This is a genomic window from Nocardia asiatica NBRC 100129, assembly GCF_000308415.1.
Lineage (GTDB): Bacteria > Actinomycetota > Actinomycetes > Mycobacteriales > Mycobacteriaceae > Nocardia > Nocardia asiatica.
On the sequence record NZ_BAFS01000054.1, the window covers coordinates 1 to 15831 of the forward strand.

The 15831-nt window shown below is 69.9% G+C and carries 10 protein-coding genes, 1 tRNA gene and 1 pseudogene; 6 read left to right on the top strand and 6 right to left on the bottom strand.

Annotation, left to right across the window (positions count from 1 at the left end):
* Positions 1-412: hypothetical protein (locus tag ON27_RS05775; RefSeq protein ID WP_043720508.1), on the bottom strand; the 412-nt coding region annotated here is incomplete at its 3' end.
* A 277-nt stretch (positions 413-689) separates the two neighbouring features.
* On the opposite strand from ON27_RS05775, the gene ON27_RS05780 reads away from it, so the two are divergent.
* Positions 690-4163, top strand: coding sequence for an indolepyruvate ferredoxin oxidoreductase family protein (locus ON27_RS05780; protein ID WP_043720511.1), 3474 nt, complete (start codon positions 690-692; stop codon positions 4161-4163).
* A gap of 92 nt (positions 4164-4255) precedes the next feature.
* Here ON27_RS05780 and ON27_RS05785 read toward each other — a convergent pair whose 3' ends face one another.
* The 3 genes from ON27_RS05785 to amaB all read right to left on the bottom strand — a co-directional run bounded on the left by ON27_RS05785 (position 4256) and on the right by amaB (position 7772).
* Positions 4256-5710 carry a subtype B tannase gene (locus ON27_RS05785; RefSeq protein ID WP_043720525.1) on the bottom strand — a complete coding sequence of 485 codons (1455 nt, stop codon included), beginning with the start codon at positions 5708-5710 and terminating at the stop codon, positions 4256-4258.
* 392 nt (positions 5711-6102) lie between these two features.
* Positions 6103-6179 (bottom strand) — tRNA-Met (locus ON27_RS05790).
* Positions 6180-6242: 63 nt separating this feature from the next.
* Positions 6243-7772, bottom strand: coding sequence for an L-piperidine-6-carboxylate dehydrogenase (amaB, locus tag ON27_RS05795; RefSeq protein WP_043720515.1), 1530 nt, complete (start codon positions 7770-7772; stop codon positions 6243-6245).
* Between the two features lie 112 nt (positions 7773-7884).
* On the opposite strand from amaB, the gene ON27_RS05800 reads away from it, so the two are divergent.
* The 3 genes from ON27_RS05800 (at position 7885) to ON27_RS05810 (ending at position 11082) form a co-directional block, all read left to right on the top strand.
* On the top strand, positions 7885-8337 hold the full coding sequence (locus tag ON27_RS05800) for an Lrp/AsnC family transcriptional regulator (RefSeq protein WP_043688065.1): 453 nt from the start codon (positions 7885-7887) through the stop codon (positions 8335-8337).
* Positions 8338-8461: 124 nt separating this feature from the next.
* Positions 8462-9736 (top strand): L-lysine 6-transaminase, encoded by a 1275-nt coding sequence (gene lat, locus ON27_RS05805; RefSeq protein WP_373282741.1) that lies wholly within the window; start codon positions 8462-8464, stop codon positions 9734-9736.
* A 125-nt stretch (positions 9737-9861) separates the two neighbouring features.
* Positions 9862-11082: a YVTN family beta-propeller repeat protein gene (locus ON27_RS05810; RefSeq protein ID WP_245559794.1), complete on the top strand. Its 1221-nt coding sequence runs from the start codon at positions 9862-9864 to the stop codon at positions 11080-11082.
* A gap of 51 nt (positions 11083-11133) precedes the next feature.
* Here the strand turns inward: ON27_RS05810 and ON27_RS05815 are convergent, their stop codons facing one another.
* On the bottom strand, positions 11134-11478 hold the full coding sequence (locus tag ON27_RS05815) for a hypothetical protein (RefSeq protein ID WP_043720518.1): 345 nt from the start codon (positions 11476-11478) through the stop codon (positions 11134-11136).
* Between the two features lie 203 nt (positions 11479-11681).
* Here ON27_RS05815 and ON27_RS39675 point away from each other — a divergent pair, with 203 nt between their 5' ends.
* The gene (locus ON27_RS39675) at positions 11682-13106 is read left to right on the top strand and encodes a serine/threonine-protein kinase (protein ID WP_051046257.1); all 1425 of its coding nucleotides are present in this window, start codon (positions 11682-11684) and stop codon (positions 13104-13106) included.
* 159 nt (positions 13107-13265) lie between these two features.
* Complete coding sequence (locus ON27_RS39680; RefSeq protein WP_051046258.1) at positions 13266-15347, top strand: serine/threonine-protein kinase; 2082 nt, start codon at positions 13266-13268, stop codon at positions 15345-15347.
* 60 nt (positions 15348-15407) lie between these two features.
* Here the strand turns inward: ON27_RS39680 and ON27_RS05830 are convergent.
* Positions 15408-15831 (bottom strand): annotated as a pseudogene (locus ON27_RS05830) (patatin family protein); the annotation flags it as partial.

Sequence of the window (15831 nt, forward strand, 5' to 3'; positions counted from 1 at the left end):
CGCGCTTCTGCTCCGGATTCGCGCCCTGGCACGGCGGCATGCCGCGATGCAGGCCCCGGATCAGCCGCACATGCACCAGCTCGGCGGATTCCTCCACCCGCACGGCGAATCCGATGCTCGGGCAGCCGACCGGCCCTGGAATGTGGATCGCGAGCTTGTCGGTGCCGTCTTCGACGTCGTACTCCGAGAACGGCATCGCCGAACTGGGCTCCAGATCCGCGGCATGCGGGAGCACGATCATCGTCCCGCCCGCGTATCGCCGGGGGCCCGGGTCGGCCCGCGTCCCGGCCGCCGCTCCCGCGGCCTGGTCCGGTGTGGCGGGGGCGGCCGGCTCCGCCTGCTGCCCGCACGCGGTCAGCGCCCCGCACACGATGGCGGCGAGGATCGCCGTGCTCCTGTTGAGCAATGCCATCGTTCCACCTTCACACAGCAGCGCGCGGGGGCGGCGGAGGCATCCCGGTGTGGCACGGCCGTATGCCGCACGCCGCGCCGAGGCGCTGGTGTGCGCACCGTCACACGGACCTCGCACTGTGCTTAGGATGTGCCCACCGTGACGCTCGATGATTGCGCATATTGCTCAATAGATTGAGTCAAGGTTGTGCGTTCAGTTCTTCGGGGCCACGATATCGGCAACAAGTGCTCAACGAGGCCCAGCGCCGGACCGGCGCCGAGCGGATGGGTGGATCCGGATGACCGAGCTCGCCGACCGCGATCTGATCGCGGCTCCCTACGACCTGGCCGACCGGTACCGCGTCGGCTCGGGGACCGTCGTCCTCACCGGCGTCCAGGCCATCGCCCGGCAGTTGGTCGAGCAGCACGTGCGTGATCTGCGCGCCGGTCTGCGGGTGGGCACGTTCGTCTCCGGATATCAGGGCAGTCCGCTCGGCGGCGTCGACAAGATGCTGGCCGGAATGCCGGACGTGCTCGCCGAGCACGACATCTCGTTCGTCCCCGGATTGAACGAGGAACTGGCCGCGACCTCGGTGTGGGGCAGCCAGGCGGTGCTGCCGGCGGGCGCCGCGACGCACGACGGCGTCGTCGGTGTCTGGTACGGCAAAGGCCCCGGCCTGGATCGCGCGACCGATGCCCTGCGCCACGCCAACATGTACGGCGCGAATCCACGCGGGGGCGTGCTGCTGCTGGTCGGCGACGATCCGGCGTCGAAGTCCTCCACCGTGCCCGCGGTGAGCGAGCGCTCGCTGGCGGCGCTGAACATCCCGGTGCTGTTTCCCCGCAATGCCCGGGAGATCATCACCATGGGCCTGCACGGGGTGGCCCTCTCGCGCGCGTCGGGCTGTCTGGTGGCGCTGAAAATCGTGGCCGACGTCGCCGACGGAGCCTGGACCGTCGACGGCTCGGTGGGTGACATCGACATCGTGGTGCCCGAAATCGACTTCGAAGGCGCGCCTTTCCGCTACCGGCAGCGTCCGATGGCCGCGCCCGCCGACAGCCTGCTCGCCGAGGCGGATCTCTACGGCCCGCGCTGGGAGCTGGTGCGGGCCTACAGCACGCGCAACGGGCTGGACGTGATCGAGGTCGATCCGGCCCGCGCCACGATCGGCATCGCCGCCACCGGAACCACCTTCGACGCCGTCCGGCAAGCGCTGATCGATCTCGGCGCGGACGACGACGCGCTCTACGACGCGGGAATCCGCCTGCTGCGCATCGGGATGCCGTATCCGGTGGCGCCCGAACGGGTCCGGCAGTTCGCCTCCGGGCTCACTCGGCTGATCGTCGTCGAGGACAAGACCGCCTTCCTCGAGACCCAGATCCGCGACATCCTGTACGGCACCGTGGGCGCGCCCGAGATCGTCGGCAAGCGCGACGGCGCGGGCCGTCCGCTGTTCGCCAGCGACGGCGAACTCACCTCCGGGCGCATCGCCGCACCGCTGCGCCGCGTGCTCGACGGCCACCTCGACCTGAAACGACCTCTGCCGCAGCCATTGTCGCTGGCCGTGCTGCCCGCCAAACGCGCCGCCTACTTCTGCAGCGGCTGTCCGCACAACCGCTCCACCGCCGTACCGGAGGGCTCGCTGGCGGGCGGCGGCATCGGCTGTCACACCTTGGTGACCATGTCCGGCCGCGCCGACAGCAAGGTCACCGGGTTGACCCAGATGGGCGGCGAAGGCGCGCAGTGGATCGGCCAGGCCCCGTTCACCGATGTGCCGCACCTGTTCCAGAACATCGGCGACGGCACGTATTTCCACTCCGGCCAGCTCGCCGTGCAGGCGTGCGTCGCGGCGGGCGTGAACATCACGTTCAAGCTGCTGCACAACGACGTCGTCGCGATGACGGGAGCGCAGCACGCCGAGGGAGCGCTCACGGTGCCGACGCTCACCCACAAGCTCACCGTCGAAGGTGTCCGCCGGATCATCGTCTGCGCCGACGAGCCCCAGCGCTACCGCAAGCGCGATCTCGCTCCCGGCACCCTGCTGTGGCACCGGGACCGCCTCGACGAAGCGCAGCGCGTGCTGCGCGAGGTCCCCGGCGTCACGGTGCTGATCTACGACCAGCACTGTGCGGCCGACGCGCGGCGGCAGCGCAAGCGGGGCACCCTTCCGGTGCGCCGCACCCGGGTGGTCGTCAACGAAGCGGTGTGCGAAGGCTGCGGTGACTGCGGCGTCCGGAGCAACTGCCTGTCGGTGCAGCCGGTGGACACCGAATTCGGGCGCAAGACCCGCATCGACCAGACCTCGTGCAACACCGACTACAGCTGCCTGAACGGCGACTGCCCGTCGTTCGTCACGGTGGAGCTGCCCGACCCGGCGAAGCGGAAGCCGCGCGGAACTCCGCGCGGTCCGCAGCCGCCGCGTCTGCCCGACGTCGTGCACGAACCCCCGACGACCACGCAGAACGTCTTCCTCGCCGGTATCGGCGGCACCGGCATCGTCACCGTGAACCAGGTGCTGGCGACCGCCGCGATGCGCGCCGGGTACGAGGTGGCGAGCCTGGACCAGATCGGCATGAGCCAGAAGGCCGGACCCGTCGTCTCGCACCTGCGTTTCGCCGCCGGAGCGCTGGAGCCCGCCAACCGGCTGGCCCCGGCCTCGGCCGACTGCATCGTGGCCTTCGACCTGCTGGCCGCCACCGACGCGAAGAACCTCGCCTACGGTCGCGCCGCGACCACCGTGTCGGTCGCCTCCACCAGCAAGACGCCGACCGGCGACATGGTCTACGACAAATCGGTCGCCTACCCCGACGAGGCTCTGCTGCTGGAGCGATTGGCGAAGGTGTCGCGGTCGGTACGGTCCTTCGACGCGCTGGCCGCCGCGCAGGTCCTCTTCGGCAATACCGCCGCCGCGAACTTCCTGCTGGTCGGAGCCGCTTACCAAACCGGCGGCCTGCGGTTGCCGCGCGCCGCGATCGAGGAGGCCATCGAGATCAACGGAGTGGCCGTGGCGGCCAACCTCGCGGCCTTCCGCTGGGGGCGGGTGGCGATCGCGCGGCCGGCGGAATTCGCCGCGGCGACCGCCCCGCGTGTGCGCGAACCCGCCGCGACGGCGGTGCCCGAGGATCTGTACGACGGGCTGACCGCCACGGGAGAGACCCGACGCCTGGTGGAGCTGCGGGCAGCCGAGCTGATCGGTTTCCACAGCGTGGCGGTGGCCCGCGACTATGTGCGCACAGTGCAACGCATTTGGGACACGGAGCGGCGAATCACCGACCGCACGGAGTTCAGCGAGCAGGTGGCGCGCGGTCTGTACAAATTCACGGCCTACAAGGACGAGTACGAGGTGGCGCGGCGGCTCACCGATCCGGCGTTCCTGGCCGAGGTCGCCGCGCAGGTGCCCGGCGGGGCGAAGCTGACCTACCGGCTGCACCCACCGATCCTGCGCGCCATGGGACGGGAGAAGAAGATCGGGATGGGGCCGGGCAGCCACTTCGCCCTCCGCCTGCTGGCGAAGGGAAAGCGGTTGCGCGGCACGAAGTTCGACCCGTTCGGGTACGCGCACGTGCGGCGAGTGGAACGCGAGCTGCTCGCGCACTACCGCGCCATGGTGACGAACCTCGCCGACACGCTGGACCGATCCGGTTACGACCGCGCGGTGCGGGCGGCGGCCCTCGCCGACGTGGTGCGCGGCTACGAGGAGATCAAGCTCGCCAATGTCGCGGTCTACGCCGAGCGTTTGCGGGAGCTCGGCATCGAGCCGCCGCGCTGCTAGCGGATGCGCTCGCGCGGCGCCTCCCGGTACCGCGACCGATGGGGCGAACGTCGGCTGATCGTCGCAGCGGCCGAAGACATCGCCGGGTCGACTCACCCGGCGTAACCGGTCACCTTGCCGATCCACTCGATGAAATCCGCGGCGTCTTCGTTGCTGCCGTGGCCCGCGTCCCAGTACATCGCGGCGTCGACATCCTCGCCGAGATTCTCCAAGCTCGCGGCGAGATTGCCCACGATCGTCAGCGACGTATCGGTGTCTTTGGTGCCGACGCGGATCCACCAGTGTTTCGCCCGGGCGGTATTGCGCTGCCGGAGAAAGAACATCGGGTTCATCATGCTGATCTTCTCGGGCAGGTCGCTGTCGAGGCGCACACCGGGGTCGCCGGTCGCTCGCCGCAGGCTGTACAACGTGAAATGCCTGGCTTTGACGGTTCCCCCGCCGAACTCGTTGTTCTCGCCCGAGGACAGGTCGAAGGCGTCGAAGGCGGGCACGCCCTTCTTCCGCTCACCGACGTGGGTGAGGAAGTCCGGCCAGGTGAACTCCGCCCGGTCACCCGCCCACGTGATCCACGTGTTGTCCGCCAGGTAGCTCGAGCGGTCGGCGTCCGGCAGTGCGGTCAAGTACGCGGTGGCCGCCGGTTCGAGGTAGGTCCGCACCAGGTAGCTGCCGTAATTGTCGGCCGTGAGGGGTCCGAACCCGTTCTTGCCCTGCAATTGCAACGATGCCTGGTAGCCCGTGAACGCCGTGCTCAGTTCCCGCGAGGCCGCGGCGTCGAGTTCGCCGGAGCGCAGTGGGTTGGCGCCCCAATTCCACTCGTAGGCCATATCCGCGTGTTCGAGATCGGTGATCGGGCAGTAGGGGGCGGCGGCGAAGACCGCGTCGCCGGCGTCCGCCGCGCCGAGGTCGTTCAGATATCCGTGGTACATCCGGCTGTCACCGGACGCCGCGAGCAGGGCGGACAGCGCGCCCCCCGCACTGACCCCGGTGGCCACGATCCGGTCGGTGTTTCCCGGCACCCGGCCCGAGTTGTGCCGCAGGTACCGGACCGCGGCCTTCAGATCCACGATAGCGGCGGGCGCCACGCCGTAGTACACGCCGTCGGGAGCGACCAGGTCGCGCCCGCGCGCGCCGGAGTCGACCACGACGTATCCCGCGGCGAGGGCGAGATCCTGGTTCCTCCTCCGGTCACCGCCGTCATCCGGCTCGCCGTTCGTCACCGACGAGGACAGATAACCCCCGACGGAGTTGCTCAAGAGGATGGGCGCTTTGCTCGCGTCGACGGCGGCGCCATCGATCTCCACGGGCACGCTGATGGTCAAACTCTGATACGCCTTGTCGACCGGTCTCGCGACGTAGACGATCTCCGCGTAGCGGCGATAGGTCACCTCTTTGTCGCGGTCGAAGGTGGCGACGGTCTTCTTCTCCGTGGTGAACGCGTCGGGGTCGAAGACCAGCTGCGCCTTCGCGCGGCCGTTCGCACCGCAGGCGGCGGCCATCGGCACGACGACCGCCGCCGCACATCCCTTGAGCATCGCTCTGCGCTGCACAGCTCTCTCCTTCGCGTTCGTGGCAAACCACCGGCATCGCGGGCAGCGACGGTGTCGCTGGAACTCGATCGGCATTGTCGCCTGGTGATCGAGCAGGCGAGAGCGAAGAATATCGGCGCTCAGCCTCACATTCGCGCATCTCCGCCGTGGCGCGAGCCGCAATACAGCCATCTATCGGCTACCGTACCGCCGCGCAGAAGGCGGCCGGAGGGCCTCGACCAGCGGGCTTCGCGTGGCGACCGCGTCCTCGACACGTGACCCCGCCCCCTGAGGCGGCGGAGGGATCGCCATAGCGAACGTTCGGCACGTGCTTCCGGAAGTTCTCGGCACGAGGACGACCGAGCACAGAAATGGCTCAGGCCGGAGAGACGGTGATCTCTCCGGCCTGAGCTTGGTAGCGGGGACAGGATTTGAACCTGCGACCTCTGGGTTATGAGCCCAGCGAGCTACCGAGCTGCTCCACCCCGCGTCGTACGGTCAACACTACACAGGGTGGCGCGAACTACCGAATCGCCTGGTGAGACGGGGTGGTTCAGCCGAATTCGATGCCCTGGGCGAGCGGGAGCTCGGTGGAATAGTTGACGGTGTTGGTGGCTCGGCGCATGTAGGCCTTCCAGGAGTCCGAGCCGGATTCGCGTCCGCCGCCGGTCTGCTTCTCGCCACCGAAGGCGCCGCCGATCTCGGCGCCGGAGGTGCCGATGTTGACGTTGGCGATGCCGCAGTCGGACCCGTCGGCGGCGAGGAAGCGTTCCGCCTCGCGCTGGTCGGTGGTGAAGATCGAGGACGACAGACCCTGCGGCACTTCGTTGTGCAGGGCGATCGCGCGATCGAAGTCGTCGTAGGTGAGCACGTAGAGGATCGGCGCGAAGGTCTCCTCCCGCACCACCGCCGTCTGCGCGGGCATGCGCACGATGGCGGGCCGCACGTAGTAGGCGTCGTCGCCGAACCCGTCGACTCGGTCGCCGCCGCAGACCAGTTCGCCGCCGTCGGTCACCGCCTTGTCCAGCGCGGCGCGCATCCCGGTGTACGCCTTCCCGTCGATCAGCGGGCCGACCAGCACCCCCTCGTCCAGCGGATTGCCCACGGGCAGTTGCCCGTAGGCCCGCTCCAGCCGGGCCAGCAGCGGGCCGACGACGTCGCGATGCGCGATCAGCCGCCGCAGCGTGGTGCACCGCTGTCCGGCCGTGCCCGCGGCCGCGAACACGATGGCCCGCGCCGCGAGGTCCAGGTCGGCGGACGCCGTGACGATCGCGCCGTTGTTGCCACCCAGCTCCAGCAGGCAGCGCCCGAGCCGCTCGGCGACCCGCGGCGCGACCAGCCTGCCCATCCGCACCGAGCCGGTCGCGCTCACCAGCGGTACGCGCTCGTCGTCGACCAGCCGCGACCCGACGTCGCTGCCGCCTTGGATCAACTGGTGTATCTCGGGATCCGCACCGGCCTCGTCCGCCGCGCGCCGCAGCAGCGCGTGACAGGCCAGCGCCGTCAGCGGCGTCGTCTCGGAGGGTTTCCACACCACGGTGTCGCCGCAGACCAGCGCGATCGCCGTGTTCCACGCCCAGACCGCGACCGGGAAGTTGAACGCGGAGATCACCCCGACCACACCCAGCGGATGCCAGGTCTCCATCAGCCGATGGCCCGGACGCTCGGAGGGCATGGTGTGGCCGTACAGCTGGCGGGACAGGCCGACGGCGAATTCGCAGACGTCGATCATCTCCTGCACCTCACCCGCGGCTTCGGCGGGGATCTTGCCCGCCTCCAGCGTGACCAGCTCGGCCAGGTCGCTCTTGTGCGCGGTGAGCAGCTGCCCCAGCCTGCGCACGACCGCGGCGCGGACCGGCGCGGGAACGCCGCGCCAGGCCCGGAAGGCCGTGGCGGCCCGGCCGATCGCGGCGTCGACCTCGTCGAGCGAGCTGGAGCGCAGCGTCGTCAGCTGCCCCCCGGTGATCGGCGTGCGGGCGGTCAGGTCGCCGGGTTCCGGTGGTCGCACACCGAATTCGCGCAGCACCGCCTCCGCGCGGGCGGCGAGGCGCTGGGTGGTCTGGTCGTCGAGTACCTCGGTCATATGTTGTTCCGCCGTACCTTTCGGCCGCGTCGCGGCCCGTCTGTCCCACATAGCGGGAGGGTGGAGGTCAGGTTTCGGACACGAGGCGGGTCGGCTGAGTTAGCCTTCGCTGATGGCGGATACACCGGCAAGACCCGTACTCGATGACATCGATCGCCTGCTGATTCGTGAACTGATGGCCGATGGACGGGCCACTCTGTCGAACCTGGCGGAGAAGGCGAGTCTGTCGGTGTCCGCGGTGCAGTCCCGGGTCCGCCGCTTAGAGGCCCGCGGTGTGATCCGCGGGTACACCGCGCACGTCGATCCCGAAGCGCTCGGCCAACTGCTGTCGGCATTCGTCGCGATCACTCCTCTCGACCCGTCGCAACCCGATGACGCTCCCGCGGTCCTGCAGCACATCCCCGGCATCGAGGCGTGCCACTCGGTGGCCGGCGAGGAGAGCTACGTCCTGCTGGTGCGAGTGGCGTCCCCACGGCACCTCGAGCAGTTGCTCCAGGAGATCAGAGCCACCGCCAACGTGCGAACCCGGAGCACCATCATCTTGCAGACATTCTATGACAGATAGGGTTAGCTCGGAATTAATCCGTTTTGTTGTAGAGGTTCCGTAAATTTTTACGTACCCTCAGGGCGTGACCATCGAACTGGAACGCACCCGCCCGGCGGTCACCCCCGCTGCCCGGGTTCGCGAGATCTTGTCGGCGAGCATCCTGGCTGACGGCTTCGACTTGGTTCTCGACCTCAACCGGTCCCTTGGCTGCCGCCTCGTCGACGAACGCGACGGCAGCCCCTACCTCGACATGTTCGGTTTCTTCGCCTCCAACGCGCTGGGCATGAACCATCCCGCCCTCGCCGAGGACGCGCAGTTCCGCGCCGAACTCGTCACCGCGGCACTGAACAAGCCCAGCAACTCCGACATCTACACCGTGGAGATGGCCCGCTTCGTCGAGACGTTCGTGCGGGTGCTCGGCGATCCGCGGCTGCCGCACCTGTTCTTCATCGACGGCGGCGGCCTCGCGGTGGAGAACGCTCTCAAGATCGCGTTCGACTGGAAGAGCAGGCACAACGAATCCCACGGCCGCGCACCGGAACTCGGCACCAAGGTGCTGCACCTGACCGGAGCGTTCCACGGCCGCACCGGTTACACGATGTCGCTCACCAACACCGATCCGGTGAAGACGGCGCGCTTTCCGAAGTTCGACTGGCCCCGCATCAAGTCGCCCTACCTCACCGACGCCTTCGACATCGAGGAGGCGGAAGCGTGCGCGCTGGGTCAAGCGCGGCGGGCCTTCGAGGAAAGTCCGCACGACATAGCGTGTTTCATCGCCGAGCCGATCCAGGGCGAGGGCGGCGACCGGCACCTGCGGCCGCAGTTCTTGCAAGCCGTGCAGCAGCTGTGCCACGAGAACGACGCGCTGTTCGTGCTGGACGAGGTGCAGACCGGCGTGGGCATGACCGGAACCACCTGGGCCTACCAGCAACTCGGCTTGGCGCCGGACGTCGTCGCCTTCGGCAAGCGGACCCAGGTGTGCGGCGTCATGGCGGGCGGGCGCGTGGACGAGGTGCCCGACAACGTCTTCGCGGTCGGTTCCCGGCTCAACTCGACCTGGGGCGGCAACCTCGCCGACATGGTGCGCAGCCGGCGCATCCTGGAGGTGCTGGAGCGGGACGAGCTGATCGAACGGTCCCGTGCGCTGGGCGCCCATCTGCTCGAGCGGCTGGGCGCGCTGGCCGCCCGGCGTCTCGATGTCAGCGAGCCGCGCGGGCGCGGACTGATGTGCGCGATCACGCTGTCGTCGTCCCGGCTGCGGGACGAGGTGCTCACCGCGCTGCGCGAGCGCGAGCACGTGCTGATCCTCGGCACCGGTGAGCGAGGCATCCGGTTCCGTCCCCCGCTCACGGTCACCGGCGCGGAGCTGGACGAGGCCGTCGACGCGCTGGATCGGGTGCTGACCAGCCTCGAATAACGCCCGAAACGGATGATCCGGGCATTTCGGCGTCCTCGGCGTGGGTACGCGCAATCCCGGATGAAGCTCCTAGGCTTCGCAGCCATGTCCTCTCGTCTACACCACTCTGCGAGCAGGTGCGGCGCGTGAACCGGCAGCGCGCCTACCGATGCTGCGCGCCACACCTCGTCATCCCTCTCGTCGTGCTGTCGGCGGTGGCGGGCTGCGCCGCCAGTGACGCGGGCACGGTGGACACCGAGGGAAGCCAGGCCGCCACGACCACCGTGGCGGCCCCGACCACCGCTGCGCCGCCGCACATGACCGATCTGTTGCCCGGGATGCCGCCGCCGCTCTCGCCGACCGACGTGTACGCGGCCAACCGCGAGCTCAGCCCCACCGTGGCCGACCACCGCCCGCTGGTCTACGTGCCCAACAGCCAGTCGAACACGGTCTCGGTGATCGATCCGGACACCTTCCAGGTGATCGACACCTTCCCCGCGGGTGGGGTGGAACCGCAGCACGTCGTGCCGTCCTACGACATGCAGACCCTCTACGTGACCAACGACATGCCGCTGGGCGGCGGCAGCCTGCTGCCGATCGATCCGCGAACCGGCAGGCCGGGCGAGCCCTTCCCGGTCCGTGATCCGTACAACATGTATTACACGCCGGACGGCCGGTACGCGCTGGTCGTCGCGGAGGCGGACAAGTCGCTGGACTTCTACGATCCGCACACCTGGCAGAAAGTCCACGCACTCGCGGTCCCCGACTGCGCGGGCGTCGACCACATGGACTTCACCGCCGACGGGCGCTTCGCGCTGGCGTCGTGCGAATTCATCGGCCGGATGCTGGCTTTCGACGTGGCCGAGCGCAAGATCGTCAAGATGATCGATCTGCCCGGCGGCCGCTCGGGCAAGCCGCAGGATGTGAAGCTGTCGCCGGACGGGCACACCTTCTTCGTCGCCGACATGGCCGCCGACGGCGTCTACCTCTTCGACGCGCACACCTTCGACAACACCGGATTCGTGCCGACCGGCGCGGGAACCCACGGGCTCTACGTCACCCGCGATTCCACCCGGATGCTCATCACCAACCGGCACGAAGGCAGCGTCTCGGTGTGGGATTTCGCGGCGAACGGGCTGGTGCACAAGTGGTTCGTGCCCGGGGGCGGCAGTCCCGACATGGGCAACATCTCCGCCGACGGGCGCGTCTTCTGGGCGTCCGGGCGTCATCACGGCGAGGTGTACGCCATCGACATCGTCAATTGGCAACTGCTGGCGCGCATCCCCGTCGGCAAAGGACCGCACGGACTCACCATCTGGCCGCAACCCGGACGCTACTCCACCGGGCACACCGGCGTCATGCGCTGACCTCGCGGTTCGCCCAGACCCCTACGGGAGGGAGTCGCCGGGTCGCGCCGGTCAGGACGGGACCGGACGCAGCCCCAGACCGCCTTCCACGAAGCGGCGCACAGACGTCAGCCCGGCATCGAGCGCGGCTTCGTAACCCGGGCGTGCCCATCCGTCCACGGTCGCGGTGCCGTCGCTCGCGGGCGTCACCCCGATCTCTGCCACCAGTTCGGCGGTCGTCGGTTCGCAGACCGCCCAGGAGAAGTGCGTTTCCTCCGCCCAGCCCGCGCTGCGGCGGGCCACGTAGTCCGGTTCGGTGATCCCGCCCGTGGCCAGCGCGGGGCGGTCGTCGATGCGGTCGTCCGCGCGCAGGGCGCGCAGATACCACGCGCCCGCGTTGATCTCGATCGGCTCCATCAGCTCTCGTCCGTTCCGCCGCGCCGGTCGCCCGGCCCGGCGAGCAGTACACCCGCGAACACTCCTGTGAATTTCCCGACACCGAGCGACCTCGCTGCGACATGATCGGGTGACCGCGACGTCGTTTTTGCGCTCCGCGCGGTACCGAGGCGAATTTCGGGTAGCTCCATAACAGGAAAAGGCTAGCGGGAGGTTCTATCGAGATGGGCGAGCTATGTTTCGGCCACTACCGCCTCGACCGGTTGCTAGGCAGCGGCGGCATGGGCGAAGTCTGGCTCGCGCACGACACCACCACCGACCGTGCCGTCGCGTTGAAAGTCCTGTCCGGCGGATACGCGGCGGACACGCGATTCCGGCAGCGATTCACCAGGGAGGCTCGGCTCGCCGCCCAGGTGCGCGGGCCACACCTGGTGCCGATCCATTCCTTCGGCGAACTCGACGGCCGCCTGTACATCGACATGGAGTACATCGAAGGCTCCGACGTGGCCGCGCTGCTGCGGCGCCAAGGGCGGCTGGACCTCGGACAGGCCATCGACATCGTGACGCAGACGGCCGGGGCGCTCGATATCGCGCATCGCGCGGGTCTGGTGCACCGCGACGTCAAGCCCTCCAACATCATGGTGACCCCGGACGGCACGGTGTATCTGATCGACTTCGGCACCGCGCACCGCAGCGACCAGCCCTCGATCACCGCCACCGGCAACGTCGTGGGCACGCTGGCCTACATGGCCCCGGAGCGGTTCGACGGCACGGCGGGACCTCGGTCCGACCAGTACTCGCTGGCCTGCGTGCTGTACGAGTGCGTCACCGGGCGCAGGCCGTTCGAGGGCAGCGATCCGCCACAGCTCTTGCGCGCCCACCTGATGCGGATACCGCCGCCCGCGTCCGCGCTGAATCCCGCCGTGCCGCCGGAACTGGACGTGGTGATCGCGCGCGGCATGGCGAAAGACCCGGCTCAGCGCTGGTCCAGCGCGGGGGAACTGGCGTCCGCCGCGTACGCGGCCGTGACGGGCCGCGATGCGACGACGGTCGAGCTCGCCTCGTCGGTGCCGACCACCGTGCTGCCGCCACCCCGCTGGGCCGCCCCGACCGCTGGCTTACCCCGGGCGGTGGCCGCGCCCCGGTCCGGCGGCGCGCCCCGGGCGTGGGCGTCCACCGGTCCGCGCCTCGCGCTGGCGGCTTTCGGCACCCTCGCCGCGGCGGTCGCGGGGACGCTGTGGTTCGGACGGCCCGAGGTAGCCGACGCGGGCCCGGACGCGTCGACGATCCCGTCCGCACAGCGGGAGGACGTGGCGCAACCGGCGCCGCCGTCGCATGCCCCGGTCACGCCCGCGCCGGTGCCGATCTCCGCACCGATCCTGGTCCTGCCCGCCGCTGGGCAGCCGTGCGACCCGGCGGTGGACGTGCACCGCGTCACCGTCGACGGCCTCGCGCTGACCTGTACTCCGTCGGCGGCGGGCCGGGCGAGCTGGCTGCCTCCCGTGGCGGCCCCCACCGGCGTCGCCACGAGCAGCGCCGACGGCGGCGCGAACGACTCCTACCAGGGCTCGGACGACAAGCGCGACCGCGGCAAGCCCGGCCATTCGAACCAGGGCAACGGCCGGGACAAGCCCAAGCCGAACAAGTAGGCCGGACTGTCGCGGAGCACACAGTGGTGTGTGACGCGGGGTGGGGTTACGCTCCGAAAGAGGCCCGTTTCGCGGGATTCGCGCGGTGATCTGCCGATTTTCCGGTCTCCGCGGCGCGGGCCGGGCCGACCAGACGTCGACGGTGACCGGAGGTTCGCGATGGGGGAGGTGCGATTCGGGGGTTACCGGCTGGAGCGGCTGCTCGGCAAGGGTGGCATGGGGCAGGTCTGGCTGGCTTTCGACACGGTGGCGGCGCGCTGGGTGGCGCTCAAACTCTTGCCCGTCGAGCAGGCCGCCGCAGGCGGATACCGCAAGCGATTCGAGCGCGAGGCCGAGGCGGTGGCCCGATTGCGCGACCCGCACGTGCCCAGGATCCACCGGTTCGGCGAGATCGACGGGCGGCTCTACATCGACATGCAATTCGTCGAGGGCGACGATCTGGCGAGCAAGCTGGCGACCAAGGGGCCGCTGCCCCCGGCCGTCGCGGTCGGCATCATCGGCCATGTCGCCGTCGCGCTCGACGTGGCGCACCGGGCCGGACTGGTGCACCGCGACGTCAAACCGTCGAACATCGTCGTCCATCCCAGCGGCTTCACCTATCTGATCGACTTCGGCATCGCACACGGCCTCGGCCGGACGGCCGTGACCACCACCGGCATGGCGATCGGCACCCTCGCCTACATGGCGCCGGAACGGTTCGGCGGCACGGTGGACGGGCGCGCCGACGTGTACTCCCTGGCGTGCGTGCTCTACGAATGCGTCACCGGCTCACGGCTCTACGGTGATACCGACCCCGCGCAGCAGATGCACGCGCACCTGATGGCGGCGCCGCCACGAGCCGGTGCGGTGTGCGCCGCCGTACCCGCCGCGCTGGACGCCGTCATCGCTCGTGGACTGGCCAAGGAGCCGAGCTGCAGATATTCCACCGCGGGGGAATTCGCGGCGGCCGCGCGCGTCGCTATCGGCGCTCCCGCCGTCGACTCGGGAGCTGTGCCGTCGCCGTCCGGCTCGCGCCGTCCGGCGACCGAGTCGTTGGCGGGTGTAGCCGCGGCGAACGAGCTGAACGCGCTTCGTCGCGAGACCGGCGCTTCGGCGAATCCGGCCGTAGGAGAAAGCGATTCGCCGCGACCGGACCGAGAAGTGAATGCGGCGCAGGCCGGCACGCCGCAGCCCGCGAGTGCGGAGCCGGAACCACGGCGAACGCCTGCCCCCACCAAGGTGTTACCGCAGCCAGGGCCGACACCGACGCTCGTGGCCACCAGGCTCGACTGGTCCACGGTCACGCCCGCGCCGAATCCCGCACCGGGCGGGCATATGCCGAATTCAGGTTCGCCGGTGCGGGGATACGCCGGTCCGCAGCTCCCTGTAGGCAATGGTTATCCAATTGCCGGACAAGCCAATTCGGCCTCTCGGCAGTGGTATCAGAACGGTTCGTATGCCGCTGGATCCGCACGGCGGGGACAGCCGAGTTGGCAAGAGCGGTTGGTCGCTTTGCAGGCGCGCGTGCTGCCGCCGAAGCCGGGGCCCGGAGTGCCGCCGTACGGGCGGCCGAGTGCGCCGGCGCGGAAGGTCTTCCCAGCCGTCCAGCGGCCGGGTCGTCCGCCGGTCGCGCAGCGGCGGCCGGGCGTCCCGGTCCCGCGCCGGCGGCCGCGCCGTCGCCGCGGTCTGCTGTCGAAGATGATCGGGGCGCTGGTCGTCGTCTTCCTCGCTCCGTTCGCCTTCGCGGCGGGCTGCGTCGCGTTGATCGCGGCGGGCAGCAGAACCGGCGACGCGGGCACGGCCGCGCCGTCGTTGCCGCCTTCGGCGGTGGCCGTGGAACATCCGGGGCCACCCGGAGACGACGGGGCGCCCGACCCGGTGGTGGGCACGCCCGTTCGCGACGGCAAGTTCGAGTTCGTCGTGACGAAGGTCGACACGGGCGTGTCACGAGTGGGACTACAGACGGCCGCGGGCTCGTTCCTGATCGTCACGCTGGCGGTGCGCAATATCTCCGACGAAACGAAGTGGTTCCTTCCCCTCGGGCAGCGCCTGTTGGACTCGCAGAGCACCGCCTTCGACCACAACGCCACCGCCACGATATGGCAGAACACCCAGCAGCGCCTGGGTTACTCGTTCGAGCTGCGCCCCGGGCAATCCGCGACCACCCAGCTCGTCTTCGACCTGCCCGCGGCCGCCACTCCCGGCCACCTCGAACTGCACGACTTCGTGCTGTCCAACGGTGTCCGGGTCCGTCTCGGCTGATCGGTTCCCACTCCCTGCCGTGCAGGTGACCATCCGCAGCGCGGAGCAGGCGCAGGCCGGTCAGACGGCCGGGAGGACGGCGGAGAGCGCGCCGAGGACGGCTGCGCGGCCGATCTGCAAGGCCGCGGCCAGCAGGGTGGTGTCGCGGGCGGCGCTGTCGATATCGGGCGAGCCCATGGGCGGGTGTATCTGCAGCACCGACTCGCCCAGCGCGGCGAGCGCCCTGTCCTCGATGTCTTGCTGGCGCGGGCGTTCGAGCCAGGCCCGATACGCGCCCGGGGCCACCGCGCGCAGATAGCCGCCGCCGACGACCTTGTGCAGGCGCGAAGCGGGCGGCCGCTTCTCGTCCACCCGCCGGGTCCGCAGGACCAGGGCATGGGTGGCGCCCGCACGGACCGCGGTGCGGATCGGCACCGTTTCGGAGAGGCCGCCGTCGAAATAGGCCGAATCGCCCAGCGCGACCGGCGGACCGGCCAGGATAGGC

Coding starts and splice junctions, on each gene's coding strand:
- ON27_RS05780 (WP_043720511.1), top strand. CDS start 690: ATGACCGAGCTCGCCGACCGCGATCTGATCGCGGCTCCCTACGACCTG.
- amaB (WP_043720515.1), bottom strand. CDS start 7,772: ATGACCGAGGTACTCGACGACCAGACCACCCAGCGCCTCGCCGCCCGC.
- ON27_RS05800 (WP_043688065.1), top strand. CDS start 7,885: ATGGCGGATACACCGGCAAGACCCGTACTCGATGACATCGATCGCCTG.
- ON27_RS05815 (WP_043720518.1), bottom strand. CDS start 11,478: ATGGAGCCGATCGAGATCAACGCGGGCGCGTGGTATCTGCGCGCCCTG.
- ON27_RS39675 (WP_051046257.1), top strand. CDS start 11,682: ATGGGCGAGCTATGTTTCGGCCACTACCGCCTCGACCGGTTGCTAGGC.
- ON27_RS39680 (WP_051046258.1), top strand. CDS start 13,266: ATGGGGGAGGTGCGATTCGGGGGTTACCGGCTGGAGCGGCTGCTCGGC.